At 70.7% G+C, this 19,276-nt stretch carries 17 protein-coding genes; 16 read left to right on the top strand and 1 reads right to left on the bottom strand.

Translation table 11 applies throughout. The features are described from left to right. Positions 1-136: 136 nt before the first annotated feature. Positions 137-1,888 (bottom strand): DNA polymerase/3'-5' exonuclease PolX, encoded by a 1,752-nt coding sequence (polX, locus tag ACFY1U_RS23470; protein ID WP_390696070.1) that lies wholly within the window; start codon positions 1,886-1,888, stop codon positions 137-139. A gap of 124 nt (positions 1,889-2,012) precedes the next feature. Here polX and ACFY1U_RS23475 point away from each other — a divergent pair, with 124 nt between their 5' ends. The 16 genes from ACFY1U_RS23475 (at position 2,013) to ACFY1U_RS23550 (ending at position 18,923) form a co-directional block, all read left to right on the top strand. After that, entirely contained in the window at positions 2,013-2,999 is a 987-nt protein-coding gene (locus ACFY1U_RS23475) for a lytic transglycosylase domain-containing protein (protein WP_390696071.1), read from the top strand. 201 nt (positions 3,000-3,200) lie between these two features. Next, positions 3,201-4,211, top strand: coding sequence for a sigma-70 family RNA polymerase sigma factor (locus ACFY1U_RS23480; RefSeq protein WP_390696072.1), 1,011 nt, complete (start codon positions 3,201-3,203; stop codon positions 4,209-4,211). Between the two features lie 161 nt (positions 4,212-4,372). Next, complete coding sequence (locus tag ACFY1U_RS23485) at positions 4,373-5,320, top strand: ABC transporter ATP-binding protein (RefSeq protein ID WP_390696073.1); 948 nt, start codon at positions 4,373-4,375, stop codon at positions 5,318-5,320. Then, the gene (locus ACFY1U_RS23490) at positions 5,317-6,087 is read left to right on the top strand and encodes an ABC transporter permease (RefSeq protein ID WP_099932182.1); all 771 of its coding nucleotides are present in this window, start codon (positions 5,317-5,319) and stop codon (positions 6,085-6,087) included. The genes ACFY1U_RS23485 and ACFY1U_RS23490 overlap by 4 nt, the downstream gene beginning before the upstream one ends. Positions 6,088-6,096: 9 nt before the next feature. Beyond that, entirely contained in the window at positions 6,097-6,900 is an 804-nt protein-coding gene (locus tag ACFY1U_RS23495) for an ABC transporter permease (RefSeq protein WP_030940498.1), read from the top strand. Positions 6,901-6,905: 5 nt separating this feature from the next. Then, entirely contained in the window at positions 6,906-8,141 is a 1,236-nt protein-coding gene (locus ACFY1U_RS23500) for an MCE family protein (protein ID WP_390696074.1), read from the top strand. Next, positions 8,138-9,175 carry an MCE family protein gene (locus ACFY1U_RS23505; RefSeq protein ID WP_390696075.1) on the top strand — a complete coding sequence of 346 codons (1,038 nt, stop codon included), beginning with the start codon at positions 8,138-8,140 and terminating at the stop codon, positions 9,173-9,175. Before ACFY1U_RS23500 ends, ACFY1U_RS23505 begins: the two co-directional genes overlap by 4 nt. 287 nt (positions 9,176-9,462) lie before the next feature. Beyond that, the gene (locus ACFY1U_RS23510; RefSeq protein WP_390696415.1) at positions 9,463-10,443 is read left to right on the top strand and encodes an MCE family protein; all 981 of its coding nucleotides are present in this window, start codon (positions 9,463-9,465) and stop codon (positions 10,441-10,443) included. After that, on the top strand, positions 10,440-11,567 hold the full coding sequence (locus ACFY1U_RS23515; RefSeq protein ID WP_390696076.1) for an MCE family protein: 1,128 nt from the start codon (positions 10,440-10,442) through the stop codon (positions 11,565-11,567). Before ACFY1U_RS23510 ends, ACFY1U_RS23515 begins: the two co-directional genes overlap by 4 nt. Beyond that, on the top strand, positions 11,564-12,850 hold the full coding sequence (locus ACFY1U_RS23520; RefSeq protein WP_390696077.1) for an MCE family protein: 1,287 nt from the start codon (positions 11,564-11,566) through the stop codon (positions 12,848-12,850). Before ACFY1U_RS23515 ends, ACFY1U_RS23520 begins: the two co-directional genes overlap by 4 nt. Next, positions 12,847-14,118 carry an MCE family protein gene (locus ACFY1U_RS23525; protein WP_390696078.1) on the top strand — a complete coding sequence of 424 codons (1,272 nt, stop codon included), beginning with the start codon at positions 12,847-12,849 and terminating at the stop codon, positions 14,116-14,118. Before ACFY1U_RS23520 ends, ACFY1U_RS23525 begins: the two co-directional genes overlap by 4 nt. Then, positions 14,091-14,591, top strand: coding sequence for a hypothetical protein (locus ACFY1U_RS23530; RefSeq protein ID WP_390696079.1), 501 nt, complete (start codon positions 14,091-14,093; stop codon positions 14,589-14,591). The genes ACFY1U_RS23525 and ACFY1U_RS23530 overlap by 28 nt, the downstream gene beginning before the upstream one ends. Before the next feature lie 24 nt (positions 14,592-14,615). After that, the gene (locus ACFY1U_RS23535; RefSeq protein WP_390696080.1) at positions 14,616-15,299 is read left to right on the top strand and encodes a hypothetical protein; all 684 of its coding nucleotides are present in this window, start codon (positions 14,616-14,618) and stop codon (positions 15,297-15,299) included. 159 nt (positions 15,300-15,458) lie between these two features. Continuing rightward, on the top strand, positions 15,459-16,298 hold the full coding sequence (locus ACFY1U_RS23540; RefSeq protein WP_390696081.1) for a TIM barrel protein: 840 nt from the start codon (positions 15,459-15,461) through the stop codon (positions 16,296-16,298). Positions 16,299-16,414: 116 nt separating this feature from the next. Beyond that, positions 16,415-17,305, top strand: coding sequence for a 2-hydroxy-3-oxopropionate reductase (locus ACFY1U_RS23545; protein WP_390696082.1), 891 nt, complete (start codon positions 16,415-16,417; stop codon positions 17,303-17,305). Between the two features lie 160 nt (positions 17,306-17,465). Next, a complete protein-coding gene (locus ACFY1U_RS23550; protein ID WP_390696083.1) occupies positions 17,466-18,923 on the top strand; it encodes a catalase in 1,458 nt (485 codons plus the stop codon). The last annotated feature ends 353 nt before the right edge of the window (positions 18,924-19,276 follow it).

A 19,276-nucleotide genomic window follows, 5' to 3' on the forward strand; every position in this document is an offset into this window, starting at 1 on the left:
GCCCGGCCGAACCGAACATCGTGCAGGACGTGCATAAGGACGCCGACACACTGGCGCGACTTACATGGTCATGTCAATGCGCTACGTGCCAATATCCTGCGAAACACTGGGAATTGACGCCCCTTTGACCTCCCGGTCACCGCACCGTCTGCCGGCCCTTCCGCAGGAAGCTCCGCAGCCGGCGCTCGGGCCAGGTGTTGATCACGTCCTCCTGGGTGAGCCGGCCGCGCTGAGCGGTGCCGATGCCGTAGCGCATGTTGGCCAGGTGGGGGACGGCGTGGGCGTCGCTGTCGACGGCGAACTTCACGCCGTGCCGCCCGGCCCGCAGGATGTCCTCGTCACGCAGGTCGAGGCGGTCCGGATGGGCGTTGATCTCCAGGGCCGTGCCGGTGCGGGCGCAGGCGGCGAAGACCGCGTCCAGGTCGGCGTCGATGCCGGGCCGCTTGCCGATGATGCGGGTGGTGGGGTGGCCGATGATGTTGACGTAGGGGTTCTCGCAGGCCCGTACGATCCGCCGGGTCAGGGCCTCGCGCCCCTGGTTGAAGTGCGAGTGCACGGAGGCCACGCACAGGTCGAAGCCGGCGAGGAACTCCCCGGGCCAGTCCACCTCGCCGTCCGGGCCGATGTTCAGCTCGACGCCGTGCAGCAGCCGCAGTCCGCCGCGCCTGCCCCGGGTGGCGTACGTCCCGTCGAGCTCGCGCACCCGCTCGCGCTGGGCGAGCATCCGCTCGTCGGTCATGCGCTGCATGGCCATGTCCGGGCCGTGGTCGGTGATCGCGTAGTAGGCCCAGCCCCGCGCGGCGGCGGCCTCGCACATCTCCTCCAGCGGGGCGAGGCCGTCGGTGAGGTCGGTGTGGGAGTGCAGATCGCCGCGCAGGTCCGCCTCCGTCACCAGTTCGGGCAGTTCGCCGTGCAGCCCGTCCTCGATCTCCCCGCGGTCCTCGCGCAGCGTCGGCGGGATCCAGGGCAGCCCGAGCCGGGCGTACACCTCCTCCTCGGTCTCGGAGACGATCTTCTTGCCGCTCTCGACGTCGAAGAGCCCGTACTCGGAGAGTTTCAGCTTCTGGTGCACGGCCAGTTCGCGGGTGCGGATGTTGTGCGCCTTGGAGCCGGTGAAGTACTGCAGTGCCGCGCCCCAGGAGTCCGGCGGTACGACCCGCAGATCGACGTTGAGGCCTTTGTCGGTCCGCACGGACGTCTTCTTCTCGCCCGTGCCGATCACCTCGGTGACGTACGGCAGCCCGGTGAACGCCCGCATGATCGGGGCCGGTCTCGTGGCCGCCGCGAGGATGTCGATGTCGCCGATCGTCTCGCGCATCCGCCGCAGCGACCCCGCGTAGGCACAGCGCAGGCAGTCCGTCAGGGCGGACAGTTCGGCGACGATGTCGTCGGCGAGGCCCATGGCCAGGTCGATGTGGACGCGTCCCCCGGAGGACTGCAGCAGCGAGATGCCGTGGAGGATGTTCTCCTCCGTCTTCGGCCCGAAGCCCTTCAGGTCGCGCAGCCGCTCCTCGTGGATGGCGTCGGCCAGTTCCTCGACCGAGGAGATGCCCAGCTCCTCGTAGACCGTCAGGGCCTTCTTCGGGCCGAGTGTGGGGATGGCGGTGAGCCGCCGCACCCCGGCGGGGATCTTCGCGCGCAGTTCGTCGACGGCCGAGACGCTGCCGTGGTCGAAGTACTCCAGCACCTTCTGGGCGATCGACTTCCCGACGTTCGGGATCTGCTGGAGGCCCCCCAGGTCGAGTGTGGCGACGTCGGCGTGGTGGCCGCCGACCGACCGGGCAGCCTTCTCGTAGACGCGTGCCTTGAACGCGTCTCCTCCGGTGATCGAGATCAGGTCCGCGTACTCCTGCAGCAGCGCGGCGACCTCGTCGTTGGACCGGGCCACACCTTCAGGGTAGGCACGCCGCGACGGACGTGCCGTCCTCCCCCGTAGAGCAGGTGACAGGAGTTCTCAGGGAGGGGACCGCAAGGTGACAGGGCGCAGGGTCAGACGGGTCAGGGGTACGGCGGTGGCAGCGGCGGCGATGGCGGCGCTGACCGCCTCGCAGGCGCCGGGGGTGATCCCGGCACGGGCGGAGGCGTCGGTGGCGCAGCCCGCCGAGCACGGGCCGAGCGTGTCCGGCGACGCCCCGTACCGCACGGAGCTTCCCCCGCTCACGCGGAGGCACGAGGGCCACGAGGGCCACGCGGGCGGGGCACCGGCGGTCGCGGGCGGCGCGGTGCCCGCGACGGTGTTCGCCGCGTACCGCCGTGCCGAGGCGGAGCTCGCGCGCACCGCGCCCGGCTGCGGGCTGCGCTGGCAGCTGCTGGCCGCCATCGGGCAGGTGGAGTCGGGGCAGGCGGACGGCGGCCGGGTCAGTGCGGACGGCACCACCGTGACGCCGATCCTGGGCCCGCGTCTGGACGGCGGTGCCTTCGCCGTCGTACCGGACACGGACGGTGGCGCGTACGACGGGGACGCGGTGTACGACCGCGCGGTGGGCCCGATGCAGTTCATTCCGTCCACCTGGGCGCGCTGGGGAGCGGACGGCAACGGCGACGGGCGGGCCGACCCGGGCAACGTCTTCGACGCGGCGCTGGCTGCCGGGCGGTATCTGTGCGCGGCCGGCGGGGACCTGTCCGCGCCGACGGGGCTGGACCGGGCGATCCTCGGCTACAACCACTCTCGGGCCTATCTGCGCACGGTGAAGGCCTGGTACGCGTACTTCCTGGAGGGGCACACGGTCGTGCCGGACGGCTCCGCGGGTTCGTCGGTACGGGCCTCGGCGCGTCCCGGATCCTCACACGCCGCGAAACCCACACCGACCCCGAAAACGCCACCGAAGCCGTCCCCTCGGCCGCGCACCACCCCGTCCGTACCCGCCTCTCCACGCCCGTCCAACTCACTCCCGACAGCCGGTACTTCACCCGAACCCCTCACCCCGATGCCCACCCCGTCCATCGCCCTGCCGACCGACGACGTGCTGCCCAGCGGCCTCCCGCTGACCAGCGGCTGACCAGTAACGGCGCGGACTCGATGACCGCTGCCCCCTCCACAACCGCCGCTACCGGGCGGTAATGTCGCCATCCGCCGGGCTGGGACGAGACCGGTGGGTGCGCCTGTGTCCTGTCACTGGCCGGATCAGCGCCAGGCGGCTGCGTGCCGGGCGCGCGCCGGCCGGAGACATGACACAGGCGGTGAGCGCAAAGGGGCCCTCATGGCGACGGAGATGCCTGCGGAGGCAAGAGCTGCCGAGGAACGTTGGCGGCGCATGTGGAGCCACCGGGAGCAGCTGCTCAGGGTGGCCCGGCGCAGGTCGATGAGCCAGGAGGACGCCGAGGACGCGGTGCACGAGGCGATGCTGCGCGCCGCCGAGCGGCCGGATCTGGACGACGAGCGGCTCGGGGCGTGGCTGACGACGGTGACCATGCGGTTGTGCGTCGACCGGTACCGGCAGGTCAACCGTGAGGCCGAGGTCCGCACCAGCCCGACCCTGATCGCGCCAGGGCCGGTGCCGGTGGAGGAGGCCGTGTGCGACCGGGCGGAGGCCAAGTGGCTGGCGGTGCGCAGCGGTGAGCTGCCCGCACGGCAGGCGGAGGCGCTGCGGCTGAAGTCCGAGGACCTGGACGTGAGCCAGGTCGCGGTGCGGATGGGGCTCAGCTACCGGACCGTCGAGTCGCTGCTGGCCCGGGCCCGGCGGACGCTGCGCGCCTCGCTCGCCGGGACGCTCGGGTTCGTGCTGTTCCTGTTCGGGCGGGGGCGGCTGCGGGCGGGCGGCAAGGCGCAGGCGGTGGCGGCCGCGTCGACGGCGGCCACGCTGGCGGTGGCGGGTTTCGTCCTGCCGTACGCCCTGGACGGCGGCCACCCGGCCACGACTCCCCCGCCGGCCGCGTCCCCCGCCCCCGGGAAAGCCGCCGAGACGGTACGCCCCACAAGCGCGGGCCGCACGCCCACCGCGCACGCCCGCGAGCTGTCGACCGCACCGACACCGTCGGCCGGCCCCCACAAGAGCTCCCTGCTCCCCCTGTCGGTACCGCCCCTCCCGAAGGCATCACTGGCCGAGGTCCCGGCCGTCCCCGAGGTCCCGAACCTCCCGAGCGCCCCCACCCTCTCCGCCCTGCCGGACGTCCCCACACCGGCGACGACGCTGCCCAGCCTCCCGAAGGCTCCCGCCACCCCCTCCGCGCCGGTCTCGCTCCCGGCACCGACACCGACCGGGCTGCCGTAAAGCGGGCGGTCGCGCCGCCGGGGCAGCACCCGCCCACTGAAGCGGTGCCCCCACCCCGCGCCCACCCCTCGGAAAAAAATCCGTCTCCCCCGCGACGGACCCCCCGCCCCTCCCCGTAGAGCAGATGTCGGAGCTGCTCCAGGGGCCGAGAGGTGGACCGGATGGGTGTCGAGATCTGTGTGGAAGGGCTGACCAAGTCCTTCGGTCACCAGGTCATCTGGCAGGACGTCTCGCTGACGCTGCCCGCCGGGGAGGTGTCCGTCATGCTCGGCCCCTCAGGCACCGGCAAGTCGGTGTTCCTCAAGACGCTCGTCGGGCTGCTGAAGCCGGAGCGGGGCAGCGTGAAGATCGCGGGGCGGGACATCACACGGCTGCGCGAGCACGAGCTGTACGAGGTGCGGAAGCTGTTCGGGGTGCTGTTCCAGGACGGCGCGCTGTTCGGCTCGATGAACCTCTACGACAACATCGCGTTCCCGCTGCGCGAGCACACCCGTAAGTCCGAGAGCGAGATCCGGCGCATCGTGCTGGAGAAGATGGACATGGTCGGGCTCATCGGCTCGGAGGCGAAGCTGCCCGGCGAGATATCCGGGGGCATGCGGAAGCGGGCGGGGCTGGCGCGGGCGCTGGTCCTCGATCCCGAGATCATTCTCTTCGACGAGCCGGACTCCGGTCTCGACCCCGTCCGCGTCGCCTATCTCAACCAGCTCATCGTCGACCTCAACGCCCAGATCGACGCGACCTTCCTGATCGTCACCCACGACATCGCCTCCGCCCGCCAGGTGCCGGACAACATCGGGCTGCTGTTCCGCCGCGAGCTGGTCATGTTCGGGCCGCGGGAGGAGCTGCTGACCAGTGACGAGCCGGTCGTCAGGCAGTTTCTGAACGGGCGGATGCAGGGCCCGATCGGCATGGCGGAGGAGAAGGACGCCGCCCAGGTCGAGCAGGAGCTGGCCGCGCTCGGCGGCAGTGAGACCGCGCGGACACCCGGCAGCCAGGCTCTGACTCCCCGCCTGCTGCCGGGGCCGGGCATCACCCGGCCACCACGCTGGGAGGCGATCGCCCGGCGCGAAGCCGAACTGCGGCGCCGGAAGGCGGTGGCGGACGTATGAGACTGTCGCCGACCGGAGCGCTGCGGCAGTCGGGGAACCTGTTCGCGATGGCGCTGGACGTCGTCCGGACCATGCCCCGACGGCCGTTCCAGGCACGGGAGTTCATCCAGCAGGCCTGGTTCGTCGCCAGCGTGACCATCCTGCCGACCGCGCTCGTGTCCATTCCCTTCGGGGCGGTCATCGCTCTGCAGATCGGCAGCCTGACGCGACAGCTCGGCGCCCAGTCCTTCTCCGGGGCCGCCTCCGTCCTGGCGGTGCTGCGCGAGGCCTCGCCGATCGTCACCGCGCTGCTGATCGCGGGCGCCGGCGGCACCGCGATCTGCGCGGACCTCGGGGCGCGGAAGATCCGCGAGGAGATCGACGCGATGCAGGTCCTCGGCATCGATCCCATCCACCGGCTGGTCGTACCCCGGGTGCTGGCCTCGATGGTGGTGGCGGTGCTGCTCAACGGACTGGTGTCGGTGGTCGGCGTCGCCGGCGGCTACTTCTTCAACGTCGTCCTGCAGAACGGCACCCCGGGCGCCTATCTCGCCTCCTTCACCACCCTCGCCCAGCTCTCCGACCTGTGGGCGGCCGAGATCAAGGCGCTGGTCTTCGGGGCGATCGCGGCGATCGTCGCCTCGTACAAGGGACTGACCGCGAAGGGCGGCCCGAAGGGTGTGGGCGACGCCGTGAACCAGTCGGTGGTGATCACCTTCATGTTGCTGTTCGTGACGAACTTCGTGATGACCGCGGTGTATTTCCAGGTCGTCCCGCAGAGGGGCTGAGGCACAGACATGGCAGTGTTGAGGAGTCTGGAGGAGCTCGGCCGTCAACTCTCCTTCTACGGACGGTCGTTGGCGTGGACGGGCCGTACCGTGCGCCGGTACAAGAAGGAGATCCTGCGGCTGCTCGCCGAGGTGAGCTTCGGCCGCGGCGCTCTCGCCGTCGTGGGCGGCACGGTCGGCGTGATCGCCTTTCTGTCCTTCTTCACCGGCACCGAGGTGGGGCTCCAGGGGTACGCGGCCCTCAACCAGCTCGGCACCTCCAACTTCGTGGCGTTCCTGTCGGCGTACTTCAACACCCGTGAGATCGCCCCGCTGGTCGCGGGGCTGGCCCTGTCCGCGACCGTCGGCGCGGGCTTCACCGCCCAGCTCGGCGCGATGCGGATCAGCGAGGAGACCGACGCCCTGGAGGTCATGGGCGTGCCCTCGCTGCCGTTCCTGGTGACCACGCGGATGATCGCCGGGTTCGTGGCCGTGATCCCGCTGTACGTGATCGGGCTGCTGTCCTCCTACCTCGCCGCCCGCACCATCACCACCGGCTACTACGGGCAGTCGGCCGGCACCTACGACCACTACTTCCAGCAGTACCTGCCGCCGGTCGACGTGCTGTGGTCCTTCGGGAAGGTGCTGGTCTTCGCCGTCCTGATCATCCTCGTGCACTGCTTCTACGGCTACTACGCGAGCGGCGGTCCGGCGGGTGTCGGCGTCGCGGTGGGCCGTGCCGTGCGGACCTCGATCGTCGCCATCAACGTCCTTGATTTCTTCCTCTCGTTGGCCATCTGGGGCGCCAACACGACCGTGCGGATTGCGGGGTGAACCGTATGAGGGTGTGGAGACTGCGGTTGTACGGCGTGGTGTTCCTCGCCGTGCTCGCCCTGCTGCTGTCGCTGTCCGTCGCCGTGTACCGGCAGGCGTTCACGCCGGTCGTACGGATCAGGCTGGAGGCCGACAGCCTGGGCAACCAGCTCGACCCGCGCGCCGACGTCAAACTGCGCGGCCTGCTGGTCGGCGAGGTGCGCTCGGTGCACGCCGACGGGCACAGGGCGACGCTCGACATCGCGCTCAAGCCGGAGTACGCCGCCGACATCCCCTCCGACGTACGGGCCCGCCTGCTGCCGAAGACGCTGTTCGGCGAGAAGTACGTCGACCTGGTCGCACCCGCCCGCTCCTCGGCCCGGCCCATCCGCGCCGGTGACGTCATCACCCAGGACCGCACCCGCGTCGGCATCGAGCTGCAGCAGGTGATGAACGACCTGCTGCCGCTGCTGCGGACCGTGCAGCCCGGCAAGCTCAACGCCACGCTCTCCGCGTTCGCCACCGCCCTGGAGGGCCGCGGCGACCGGATCGGCGACAACCTCACGCGCGTGGAGGACTATCTGCACCGCCTCAATCCCCATCTGCCGTCTCTCACCGAGGACTTCGCCCGGCTGGCCGATGTCGCCCAGGTGTACGGCGACGCGGCGCCGGACCTGATGGAGATCCTGCGCAACACCGTGACCACCAGCCGCACGCTGGTCGCGGAGCGGGACCGGCTGGCGTCGGCCCTCACCACGACGGCCGGCGCCGCCGGCACCGCACAAGGCTTCCTCGACGAGAACGGCGACCGGTTGATCACCCTGGGGCAGGTCTCCCGCCCGACCCTCGAACTCTTCGCCCGCTACTCCCCCGAGTACCCGTGTCTCCTCGCGGGGCTGGTCCACGAGGAGCAGGCCTCCGAGCAGGCGTTCCGGGGCGGCAAGATGCACATCACCCTCGAGGTCGTACGGCAGCAGGGGGCCTACCAGCCCGGCGAGGAGCCGCGCTACGCCGACCGGTCCGGGCCGAACTGCCGTGATCTGCCGCATCCTGCCGTGCCCGCACCGGGGTTCCATCTCAACGACGGTTCCCGCAGCGGCGGTCCGTCCGGTCCGCTCGGTGTCTCCGCCACCCGGGCCGAACAGCGGGCGGTCGGCTCGCTGGTGTCGCCCGTCATGGGGGTGCCCGCCGACGAGGTGCCGCCGGTCGCGACGCTGCTGTTCGGGCCGATGGCGCGCGGGACGGCGGTGAGCGTCGTATGAGGACCTCGGCAGCGCGGCAGACCGCCGCTCCCCTGATCAAGTTCAGCCTGTTCGCGCTGGTGACGATCGTGGCGACGGCGCTGCTCGCCGCCACCATCGTGAATCTCTCCTTCACGCCCGACCGCACCTACCGTGCCGTCTTCAGCGATGTCACCGGCCTGGAGAAGGGCGACGACATCCGGGTCGCCGGAGTGCGGGTCGGCCAGGTCCAGGGCATCCGGATCAAGGACCGTACGCTGGCGGAGATCACCTTCACCGTCGGCGCCGACCGGCCGCTGCTCACCAGCACCCATGCGGTCATCCGCTACCGCAACCTGGTCGGGCAGCGGTACGTCGCCCTCACCGAGGGCGCGGGCGACGGCACCCCGCTGAAGCCCGGCGGCACCATCCCGCTGCAGCGGACGCAGCCCGCGCTGGACCTGAACGCCCTGCTGAACGGCTTCAAGCCGCTGTTCGCCGCGCTCAGCCCGCAGGACGTCAACCAGCTCGCCACCGAGATCATCAAGACGCTGCAGGGCGAGGGCGGCACCGTCAACAGCCTGCTGGCGCACACCGCTTCGCTCACCACGACCCTGGCCGGCCGGGACAAGCTGATCGGCTCCGTGATCGACAACCTCAACACCGTGCTGAAGACGCTGGACAAGCGCGGCTCCCGCTTCTCCGAACTGCTCCTGCAGCTGCGGCGGGTGGTCTCCGGGCTGTCCGCCGACCGGGCGCCCATCGGCCAGTCGCTGGTGAACATCGGCGATCTGACGGACGCCACCTCGGGGCTGCTGAAGGACGCGCGGCCGCCGCTGAAGGACGACATCGCCCAGCTGACCGATCTCACCGGCACGCTGAACGACAACGAGAAGACCGTGGAGGGCGTCCTGCAGCGGCTGCCGAACAAGCTCAACGCACTGACGGGGACCGCGTCCTACGGTTCCTGGTTCAACTTCTACCTCTGCGACTTCGACGGCCGGATCGTGCTGCCGAAGACGAAGCAGGCGCTCACCCCCGATCTGCACGTGGCGAGGGCGAGGTGCGGATCATGAGCCGGAAGACCCGCCCGGAACCGCTGGTGAAGGTCCGCATCGACCCGCCGAAGCTGCCGAAGCTGCCGAAGCTGCCGAAGCTGCCGAAGCCACGGCTGCCCCGGCGTGCGCCCCGCCCGCGCAGGCCGGAACCGCTGATGAAGGTGCGCATCGACCCGCCTCGCCTGCGGCGCCCGAAGCCCAAGCCGCAGCCGCAGCCGCGCCCGGCGGCACCGCGCCCGCAGCCCATGATGAAGGTGCGCATCGACCCGCCCAGGCTGCCGCGCATACGGATCCGGCGGCCACGCCTGATCCCGTTCCGCGAACGCAACCCCGTGGTCATCGGGGCCGTCGGTCTCACCGTCCTCGCGCTGCTGACCGTGGCCGCGTTCAACGCCGACAGCCTGCCGTTCATCGGCGGCGGCACCACCTACAGCGCGGCCTTCTCGGAGGCGGGCGGGCTCAAGCCCGGTGACGAGGTGCGGATCGCCGGGGTGAAGGTCGGCAAGGTCGAGACCGTCGACCTGGACGGCGACCACGTCAAGGTCACCTTCAAGGTCAAGGGCGATCCGCGCTTCGGCACCGACACCGGCGCGTCGATCCGGATCAAGACGATCCTCGGCGCGAAGTACCTCGCGCTGCAGCCCGAGGGGCCGGGCCAGTTGCGGCCGGGCAGCGAGATCCCGCTGCGGCGCACCGTCCCGGCGTACGACGTCGTGCAGGCGTTCAGCGACCTGACCACCACCACGGAGAAGGTCGACACCGGGCGGCTCGCGAAGGCCCTGGACACCATCTCCGCCACCTTCCAGGACTCGCCCGCCGAGGTGCGGGCGTCCATCAAGGGCCTGTCGGAGATCTCCCGCACGGTCGCCTCCCGCGACCGGGCCCTCGGTGAACTCCTCGACCACGCGAACGGCACGACCGGCGTGCTCGCCGAGCGCTCCAAGGACTTCACCGCCCTGGTCAAGGACGGCGACCAGCTGTTTCGGGAGATCAGCAGGCGGCGGGAGGCGATCCACCGGCTGCTGAAGACCTCCGCCGCGCTCGGCATCGAGCTCTCCGGGCTGGTCCAGGACAACGAGAAGGAGATCGGGCCCGCGCTTGAGGGCCTGAAGCGTGTGGTGCAGATGCTCGAACGCAACCAGGCAAGCCTCGACCGCAGCGTGCAGCTGCTCGCGCCGTATGTGCGCGTCTTCACCAACGCCCTGGGCAACGGCCGCTGGTTCGACTCCTACGTCCAGAACCTGGTCGCCGCCCCGGTGACGCCTCGGACGGGAGGCACTCGGTGAAGCGCCTGACGACACGCCTGGCCGTGCTCACCGCACTCGCCCTGGTCGCCGCCCTCACCTATGTGCTGTGGCCGCGGCCCGAGCCGGTGCGCATCACCGCGTACTTCCCGCGCACGGTCGGCATCTACCCCGGCTCGGACGTCCGCGTCCTCGGCGTCCGCATCGGCGAGGTCAAGAAGATCACGCCCGAGGGCGAGCGGGTGCGGGTGGAGCTGGAGTACGACCGGGGGCGCAAGGTCCCCGCCGACGCCCAGGCCGCGATCATCAACTCCTCGGTGGTCAGCGACCGTTATGTGCAGCTGCTGCCGGTGTACCGGAAGGGGCCGGTCATGCACAGCGGTGCCGTCATCCCCGAGAACCGCACCGCCGTACCCGTGGAACTGGACCGGATCTTCGACAGCCTGCACACCACGGCCGAGGCGCTGGGCCCCAAGGGCGCCAACAAGGACGGCTCCCTGTCCCGGCTGCTCGGGGTGAGCGCGGACAACCTCGACGGGCAGGGCGCCAACCTCAACCGGACCGTGCAGGACCTGTCGCAGGCGGTCACCACCCTGTCCGACGGCCGCAAGAACCTGTTCGGGACGGTGCGGAACCTCCAGGTGTTCACGGCGGCGCTGGCGGCCGACGACAAGAGCGTGCGGTCCTTCGACACCAGTCTCGCCGAGGTCGCGCAGCAGCTCTCGGGCGAGCGTCAGGACCTCGCGGACGCGCTGACGAACCTGGGGACGGCGCTCGGCGACGTGTCCGCCTTCGTGAAGAACAACAAGAAGTCGCTGACCTCGGACGTGAAGGGCCTCAGCAAGGTGACCAAGGTGCTCGTCACCCAACGGGCCGCCCTGGACGAGCTGTTGCGGGTCGCGCCCACGGGCATGTCGAACCTCAACAACGCCTACAACCCGTCCTCCGGCACCCTCGACACCCGCAACAACGCCCAGCAGGCACAGGATCCGGCCTCCCTGCTGTGCTCGATCCTGCGGACGACCGGCGACGCGGGCGGCAAGAACCCCGACTGCGGGCAGCTGAAGAAGCTCTTCGACTCGCTGCCCCAACTGCCCACGCAGGGCACCGCGGTGACCGGCACGGTCGACCGGACGCTCGGCGGGATCCTGGGGGCGCGCGCATGAGCACACGACGCAAGGCCGGGGCGCTCGCCTGGGCGGCGGCCGGTTCGCTGCTGCTGTCCGGCTGCGAGTTCAACGGCTGGTACGACGTCCCGCTGCCCGGCGGCGCGGCCGACGACGGACACGCCTACCACGTCACCGTCGACTTCCGTGACGTCCTCGACCTGGTGCCGCAGTCGGCGGTGAAGGTCGACGACGTCACCGTCGGCGCGGTGGAGAAGGTGGAGCTGGACGGCTGGCACGCGCGCGTACGGCTGCGGGTCGCCGACTCGGTGAAGCTGCCCGCGAACGCGGTCGCCGAACTGCGGCAGACCAGCCTGCTCGGCGAGAAGTACGTGGCGCTCGCACCCCCGACCGGCACCGCCCCCGTGGGCCGGCTCCGCGACGGCGACCGCATCCCGCTCTCCCGCAGCGGCCGCAACCCGGAGGTCGAGGAGGTGCTCTCCGCACTGTCCGCCCTGCTCAACGGCGGTGGCGTCGCCCAGCTGAAGACGATCACCGTGGAGCTGAACAAGGCCCTGGACGGCCGGGAGAACCGGGTCAGATCACTGCTGAAGGAGCTGAACACGTTCGTCGGCGGACTGGACCGGCAGAAGGCCGACATCATCCACGCCATCAAGGCCGTCGACCGGCTCGCCGCGCGGCTCGGAAAGGAGAAGAAAACCATCGCCGAGGCCGTCGACACCATGCCGCCCGCCCTGAAGGTCCTGGCCGACCAGCGCCGCAACCTGACGAAGATGCTCACCGCCCTGTCGAAGTTCGGCAAGGCGGGCACCAAGGTGGTCAATGCCTCGCACGACGACACGGTCGCGAACCTCAGGGAGCTCCGGCCGATCCTGCAGCAGCTGAACAAGTCGGGCAACGACCTACCCAACTCCCTTGAGCTGCTGACCACTTACCCGTTCCCGCGCAATGCCGTGGACGCCGTCAAGGGCGACTACGTCAATCTGCACATCACCGCGGATCTCAATCTGGCCGACCTGTACGGGAATCTGGCAGGCGGCAGCTCCGGCCACGGCAGCGGCGGTTCACCGACGCCGGGCGGCCCCACCGCCCCCGGCCTCCCGCATCTGCCGAGCGTCCCGACGCCGGCACCGCTGCCCAGCACACCGAGCCTGCCGTCGTCGCCCTCCGTGCCGTCGTCACCGCCGGGCGGCGGCGGGCCGCTGTGTCCGCCGGTGTGCACGAGCAGCTACACCACCGGCCGCTACACGACCGGAACAAGGCCGCCCGAGGGCATCGACCTCGCGCTCGCCGAGCTGATGCTGAAAGGGGTCCAGCCGTGATCACCCGTACGGTCAAGGCCCAGCTGGTGGCCTTCGCCGCCGTCACCGCGGTCGGGGTGTCGTACGTCGGCGCCCGGTACACCGGCCTGGTGGACGACGTCCTCGGCCGCGGCTACACCGTGCAGGCCGACTTCGGCGACTCCGGGGGCATCTTCCCCGGCGCGGAGGTCACCTACCGCGGGGTCCCCGTGGGCAAGGTCGGCGCGCTGCGGCTGAGCGGCTCCGGGGGCGTCTCGGTCGCCCTCGACATCAAGGACGGGGCGCCGCGCATCCCGGCGGACACCCTCGCGGTGGTGGCGGACCGGTCGGCGGTGGGCGAGCAGTACGTCGATCTGCAGCCGCGCACCTCCCACGGCCCGTACCTGCTCGACGGCAGCGCCATCCCGCGCGGCAGCACCCGCGTGCCGCTGCCCACGACGGACCTGGTCCTCAGCCTGGACCGGCTGGTGAACTCGGTCGGCAAGAACGATCTGCGGGTCACCGTCGACGAGCTGGGCAAGGCCTTCGACGGCACCGGCCCGAACCTGAGCCGCCTGGTGGACTCGGGCAACGCACTCGTGGAGTCGGCGTCCCAGTCGCTGCCCGAGACGATCTCGCTGATCGAGAACTCGCGGAAGGTCCTCAAGACACAGGCCGACCAGGGCTCGTCCATCAAGTCGTTCGCGCACGATCTGGCGGCGCTCAGCGCACAGTTGAAGTCGAGCGACGGGGACCTGCGCAAGGTGATCGGCAACGCGACACCGGCCGCGCAGCAGGTCGACTCGCTGCTGAGGTCGACCGGCCCCGGACTGTCCGTGCTGCTGGCCAACCTGATCAGCGGCGGCCGGGTCACGCTGGCGCATCTGCCCGGTGTGGAGCAGGCCCTCGTCACCTTCCCGGCGCTGGTCGCGGGCAGCTACACGGTCGTCCCCGGCGACGGCACCACCCACTTCGGGCTGGTGGTGAACGCGGGCGACCCGCCGCCGTGCACCAAGGGGTACGGCACCACCTGGCGCGACCCCTCGGACACCAGCACCCGTGCGGCCAACACGGACGCGCACTGTGCCGCCCCGCGCGGTGGCAAGACATCGGTGCGGGGCGCGCAGAACGCCCCCGGCGCGTCGTCCGGCGGCGCGAACCAGGCGGCGTACATCACTCCGTACGACCCGGACACCGGCACCGCGACCGGCCCGGACGGAAGGCCCGTCGAGATCGGCTCGACGGGCGGTCAGCAGACGGTGTTCGGAAAGGAGTCGTGGCAATGGCTGCTCGTCGGCCCGATGGCATGAACAGGGTCCTGACGGTGGGGCTGGTCGCGGCGACCGTCCTCACCGCCGCGGTCGCCGGCTGGTTCGGCTTCGCGGTGCACGACCGGCACGTGACGGAACAGCGGCGCCAGGACCTCCTGGCCGCTGCCCGTCAGTCCGCGCTGAACTTCACCTCGCTCGACTACCGGCACTACGACCGGGACAGCGCGAACGTCCTCAAGGGCGCCACCGGTGACTTCAAGAAGCAGTTCACCGCGCAGACGGCACAGCTGACCAAGCTCGTCGCCGAGAACAAGTCGGTGTCCGAGGGGCAGGTCCTGGACGCCGGCATCGTCCGCTCCGACGCCCGCTCGGGCCGCGTCCTGGTGGTCGCCGACAGCAAGGTCAGCAACACCGCCGCGCCCCAGGGGGAGGCGCGCACCTACCGGCTGCAGCTCGACCTGGTGTACCGGGGCGGGCGCTGGCTGACCTCCGACGTCGAGTTCGTGGGCTGACGGGCCCCAGTGAGGAGTACGACCATGGCGAACCCGACCACCCGGAGCCGCACGATGAGCGCGGCCGCCCGTGCGGCGGCCAAGCGCGCCAAGCGGGTCGAGCACCTGCAGCGGCCCGAGCCGCCGGCCCCGGACCGCTGGGACGACCCGCCGGAGCCGTCACCGCAGCCGCTGGAACAGGACCCGGATGCCCTCGCGGAGCCAGAGGGGAGCGCGCCCCCGCCCAGGCCCGGGCGGCGGCTGCTTCCCGCGGTGCTCGGCGTCCTGCTGGTGGCGGCCGTGGTCGCCGCCGCACTGCTCGGACGGCAGTACGCGCAGGGACAACAGGCGGAGAGCGCGCGGTCGCAGGCGCTCGCGGCCGCGAAGAAGGCGGCGCCGGTCGTGCTGTCGTACGACTACCGGCATCTGGACCGTGACTTCGCCCGGGCCCGTACGCTGCTGACCGGGCACTTCATGGACCAGTACGGGAAGACCACGAGGACGGTGGTCGGGCCGACGGCGCAGAAGTACCACGGGGTGGTGAAGGCGACCGTCCCCGCGGCCTCCGTCGCCTCGGCCTCGCCGGACGAGGTCACGGTCCTGCTCTTCGTCAACCAGGTCACGCAGAGCACCCAGGTCTCGGGCTCCCGGCTGGACCTCAACCGGGTGCGGATGACGATGAGCCGTACCTCCGAGGGCTGGAAGGTGAGCGCCGTCGACGCCCTCTGATCAGCCCCTTCGACCTGCCCCCGCACCTCATGTGCGGGGGCCTTTTTTGTGCCGACGCCCTTGACAGCCCTCCTCCACCCCAGGCAGTCTTCCATTAAGCAGAAATCAACTTCCGCGATACGAAATAACTAGCCAGCACGGAAGGGAGCGCCGACCTCCATGGGATTCGACGACCAGCGCTTCAACGTCAACCTGTCGATCCTCTTCACGGAACTCCCGCTCCTGGAGCGCCCCGCGGCCGCCGCCGCGGCCGGCTTCACCGCGGTCGAGCTGTGGTGGCCCTGGGTCGACTCCCCCACCCCCGAGCAGTCCGAGCTCGACGCCCTGAAGAAGGCGATCGAGGACGCGGGCGTCCGGCTCACGGGCCTGAACTTCTACGCCGGACAGCTCCCCGGCCCCGACCGCGGCGCCCTGTCTATCCCCGGCGAGGAGTCCGAGAAGTTCCGCGCCAACATCGAAGTGGCGGCGAACTTCGCCCAGTCGCTCGGCACCAAGGCGCTCAACGCGCTGTACGGCAACCGCGTCGAGGGCGTGGACCCCGCCGAGCAGGACGCGCTGGCCCTGGAGAACCTGGTCCTCGCGGCCCGCGCCGCCGACCGCATCGGCGCGATCCTGCTGATCGAGACGCTCAACCGGCCCGAGTCGCCGCTCTACCCGCTGGTGTCCGCACCGGCCGGCATCGGCATCGTCGACAAGGTCAACGCCGCGACGGGGCTCGGCAACGCGAAGTTCCTCATGGACCTGTACCACCTGTCCATGAACGGCGAGGACCTGCCTTCGGTGATCGAGCAGTACGCCGCCAGGACCGGCCATGTGCAGATCGCCGACAACCCGGGCCGCGGGGCGCCGGGCACCGGCTCGCTCCCGCTGGAGGAGCTCCTCGACCAGCTCAAGAAGGCCGGATACGAAGGCTGGGTCGGCCTGGAGTACAAGCCGGGCGACCGCCCCAGCGCGGAGGCCTTCGGCTGGCTGCCGGTGGAGTACCGCGCCGCTCGGTGACCGTGCCCCCCGCTTCGGCCTGAACGGCCTCGTCCTCAAACGCCGGACGGGCTGAGTTTCGCCCACCGGCGCCACATCACTGACGTAGCAATGCAGTTCAGAGAGGTACCCCCATCATGAGCACCCTCCCCAAGATCGCCTGGATCGGCCTCGGCATCATGGGCTCCCCCATGTCCGAGAACCTGATCAAGGCGGGTTACGACGTCACCGGGTTCACCCTGGAGCAGGACAAGCTGGACCGCCTGGCGGCAGCCGGCGGCACCGTGGCCGGGTCCATCGCCGAGGCCGTGCGGGACGCCGACGTGATCATCACGATGGTGCCCGCCTCGCCGCAGGTCGAGGCCATTTCCTACGGCCCCGACGGCATCCTGGAGAACGCGAGGTCGGGCGCGCTGCTGATCGACATGTCGTCCATCACGCCGCAGACGTCCGTGGACCTGGCGAAGGCCGCCCAGGACAAGGGCATCCGGGTGCTGGACGCGCCGGTGTCCGGCGGTGAGGCCGGTGCCATCGAGGCCGTGCTGTCGATCATGGTCGGCGGTGAGCAGGCCGACTTCGACCTGGCGAAGCCGATCCTGGAGGCGCTCGGCAAGACCATCGTGCTGTGCGGTCCACACGGCTCGGGTCAGACCGTGAAGGCCGCCAACCAGCTGATCGTCGCCGTGAACATCCAGGCGTGCGCCGAGGCCGTGGTGTTCCTGGAGAAGTCCGGCGTGGACCTCAAGGCGGCGCTGGACGTCCTCAACGGCGGCCTCGCGGGCTCGACCGTGCTGACGCGGAAGAAGGACAACTTCCTCGCCCGCGACTTCAAGCCGGGCTTCCGTATCGACCTGCACCACAAGGACATGGGCATCGTCACCGACGCCGCCCGCAACGTCGGCGCCGCCCTGCCCGTCGGTGCCGTGGTGGCCCAGCTGGTCGCCAGCCTGCGCGCGCAGGGCGACGGCGGCCTGGACCACTCGGCCCTGCTGCGGGCGGTCGAGCGCCTCTCGGGCGCTCAGCTCTGAGACTTCCGGGTCGCGGCGCCGCTGACACCTGTCCTGTCGCGCCCAGGCGGCGCCGCGACCCGGAATCAACTTCAACAAACTGTTGACGCTCGATCCGCCCACTCTTAGGCTCCACGAAGCGGAAACAAGTTTCCGCTGACACCCGCACGGAAGGTCCACGATGTCGAAGCGCGTGCTCACGACCGAGTCCGGCGCCCCGGTCGCCGACAACCAGAATTCCGCCTCCGCCGGCATCGGCGGACCGCTCCTGCTCCAGGACCAGCACCTCCTGGAGAAGCTGGCGCGCTTCAACCGCGAGCGCATCCCGGAGCGCGTGGTGCACGCCCGCGGCTCGGGCGCCTACGGCTACTTCGAGGTGACGGACGACGTCACCGGGTTCACGTACGCCGACTTCCTGAGCACGGTCGGCAAGCGCACCGAGGTCTTCCTGCGCTTCTCGACGGTGGCCGACTCGCTGGGCGGTGCGGACGCGGTCCGCGACCCGCGCGGTTTCGCGGTCAAGTTCTATACCGAAGAGGGCAATTACGACCTCGTCGGAAACAACACCCCCGTGTTCTTCATCAAGGACCCGATCAAGTTCCCGGACTTCATCCACTCGCAGAAGCGCGACCCGTTCACGGGCCGTCAGGAGCCGGACAACGTCTGGGACTTCTGGGCGCACTCCCCCGAGGCCACGCACCAGGTGACCTGGCTGATGGGCGACCGCGGCATCCCGGCCTCGTACCGCCACATGAACGGCTACGGCTCGCACACCTACCAGTGGACGAACGCCGACGGCGAGGCCTTCTTCGTCAAGTACCACTTCAAGACCAACCAGGGCGTCCGCTCCCTGTCCTCCGAGCAGGCCGCCGAGATCGCGGGCAAGGACCCCAACTCGCACCAGACGGACCTGCTGCAGGCCATCGAGCGCGGGGTGAACCCCTCCTGGACCCTCTACGTCCAGATCATGCCGGCGGCCGAGGCGGCGGACTACCGCTTCAACCCCTTCGACCTCACCAAGGTGTGGCCGCACCGGGACTACCCGCTGCAGCGCGTGGGCCGCCTGGTCCTCGACCGCAACCCGGACAACGTCTTCGCCGAGGTCGAGCAGGCCGCGTTCTCCCCGAACAACTTCGTGCCCGGCATCGGCCCCTCGCCGGACAAGATGCTCCAGGGCCGTCTGTTCGCCTACGCGGACGCCCACCGCTACCGCCTGGGCGTCAACCACACCCTGCTCGCGGTGAACGCGCCGAAGGCGACGACCGCGCGGAACTACGGACGCGACGGCTTCATGGCGGTCAACGCCCAGGGCCGCGGGGCGAAGAACTACGAGCCGAACTCGTACGACGGCCCGGTGGAGACCGGCCGCCCGCTGTCCGCCCCGCTGGCCCTGGCCGGCCACACCGGCACCCACGAGGCCCCGCTGCACACCAAGGACGACGACTTCTTCCAGGCGGGCGAGCTGTACCGCCTGATGTCCGCGGACGAGCAGTCCCGTCTGATCGCCAACATCGCCGGCGGCCTCTCCCAGGTCTCCCGCGACGACGTGATCGAGAAGAACCTGGCCCACTTCCACGCCGCCGACCCCGAGTACGGCAAGCGTGTGGAGGAGGCGGTCCGCGCCCTGCGCGAGGACTGACCCACAGGCGGCCCGTAACCGCCGGACGGCCCGGATGAGGGGTGGCCGGCCGGCGGTGGCGGGCGAGGCAAGGACCGCGGCGGCGTGCGAGCCAGTGCGGTGGTGAAGGTCCCGGGCACTGCTTCTTCGACCTGAGGGAAGCAGTGCCGCGGCTCCGTCGCACCCGCCGCGGTCCCAGCCACTTTCTGCAGCACCCCGAGACTCCGTCCGGCGGCGCGAACGTTCTGTCGCGCCCAGCCTCGCACCGCCGGACGGCCACAACAGAAGACCTCACCGGCCGAAAGGCGCCGGATGCGGACGGTCCCGCATCCGGCGCCTTTCGGCGTTCGTGGTGCGGATCGGCGCGGCCCGCA

Origin of the sequence: Streptomyces sp. NPDC001351, from assembly GCF_042896045.1 — a bacterium.
Taxonomy (GTDB): Bacteria; Actinomycetota; Actinomycetes; order Streptomycetales; family Streptomycetaceae; genus Streptomyces.

Coding starts and splice junctions, on each gene's coding strand:
- ACFY1U_RS23480 (WP_390696072.1), top strand. CDS start 3,201: ATGGCGACGGAGATGCCTGCGGAGGCAAGAGCTGCCGAGGAACGTTGG.
- ACFY1U_RS23485 (WP_390696073.1), top strand. CDS start 4,373: ATGGGTGTCGAGATCTGTGTGGAAGGGCTGACCAAGTCCTTCGGTCAC.
- ACFY1U_RS23490 (WP_099932182.1), top strand. CDS start 5,317: ATGAGACTGTCGCCGACCGGAGCGCTGCGGCAGTCGGGGAACCTGTTC.
- ACFY1U_RS23495 (WP_030940498.1), top strand. CDS start 6,097: ATGGCAGTGTTGAGGAGTCTGGAGGAGCTCGGCCGTCAACTCTCCTTC.
- ACFY1U_RS23500 (WP_390696074.1), top strand. CDS start 6,906: ATGAGGGTGTGGAGACTGCGGTTGTACGGCGTGGTGTTCCTCGCCGTG.
- ACFY1U_RS23505 (WP_390696075.1), top strand. CDS start 8,138: ATGAGGACCTCGGCAGCGCGGCAGACCGCCGCTCCCCTGATCAAGTTC.
- ACFY1U_RS23520 (WP_390696077.1), top strand. CDS start 11,564: ATGAGCACACGACGCAAGGCCGGGGCGCTCGCCTGGGCGGCGGCCGGT.
- ACFY1U_RS23530 (WP_390696079.1), top strand. CDS start 14,091: ATGGCTGCTCGTCGGCCCGATGGCATGAACAGGGTCCTGACGGTGGGG.
- ACFY1U_RS23535 (WP_390696080.1), top strand. CDS start 14,616: ATGGCGAACCCGACCACCCGGAGCCGCACGATGAGCGCGGCCGCCCGT.
- ACFY1U_RS23540 (WP_390696081.1), top strand. CDS start 15,459: ATGGGATTCGACGACCAGCGCTTCAACGTCAACCTGTCGATCCTCTTC.
- ACFY1U_RS23545 (WP_390696082.1), top strand. CDS start 16,415: ATGAGCACCCTCCCCAAGATCGCCTGGATCGGCCTCGGCATCATGGGC.
- ACFY1U_RS23550 (WP_390696083.1), top strand. CDS start 17,466: ATGTCGAAGCGCGTGCTCACGACCGAGTCCGGCGCCCCGGTCGCCGAC.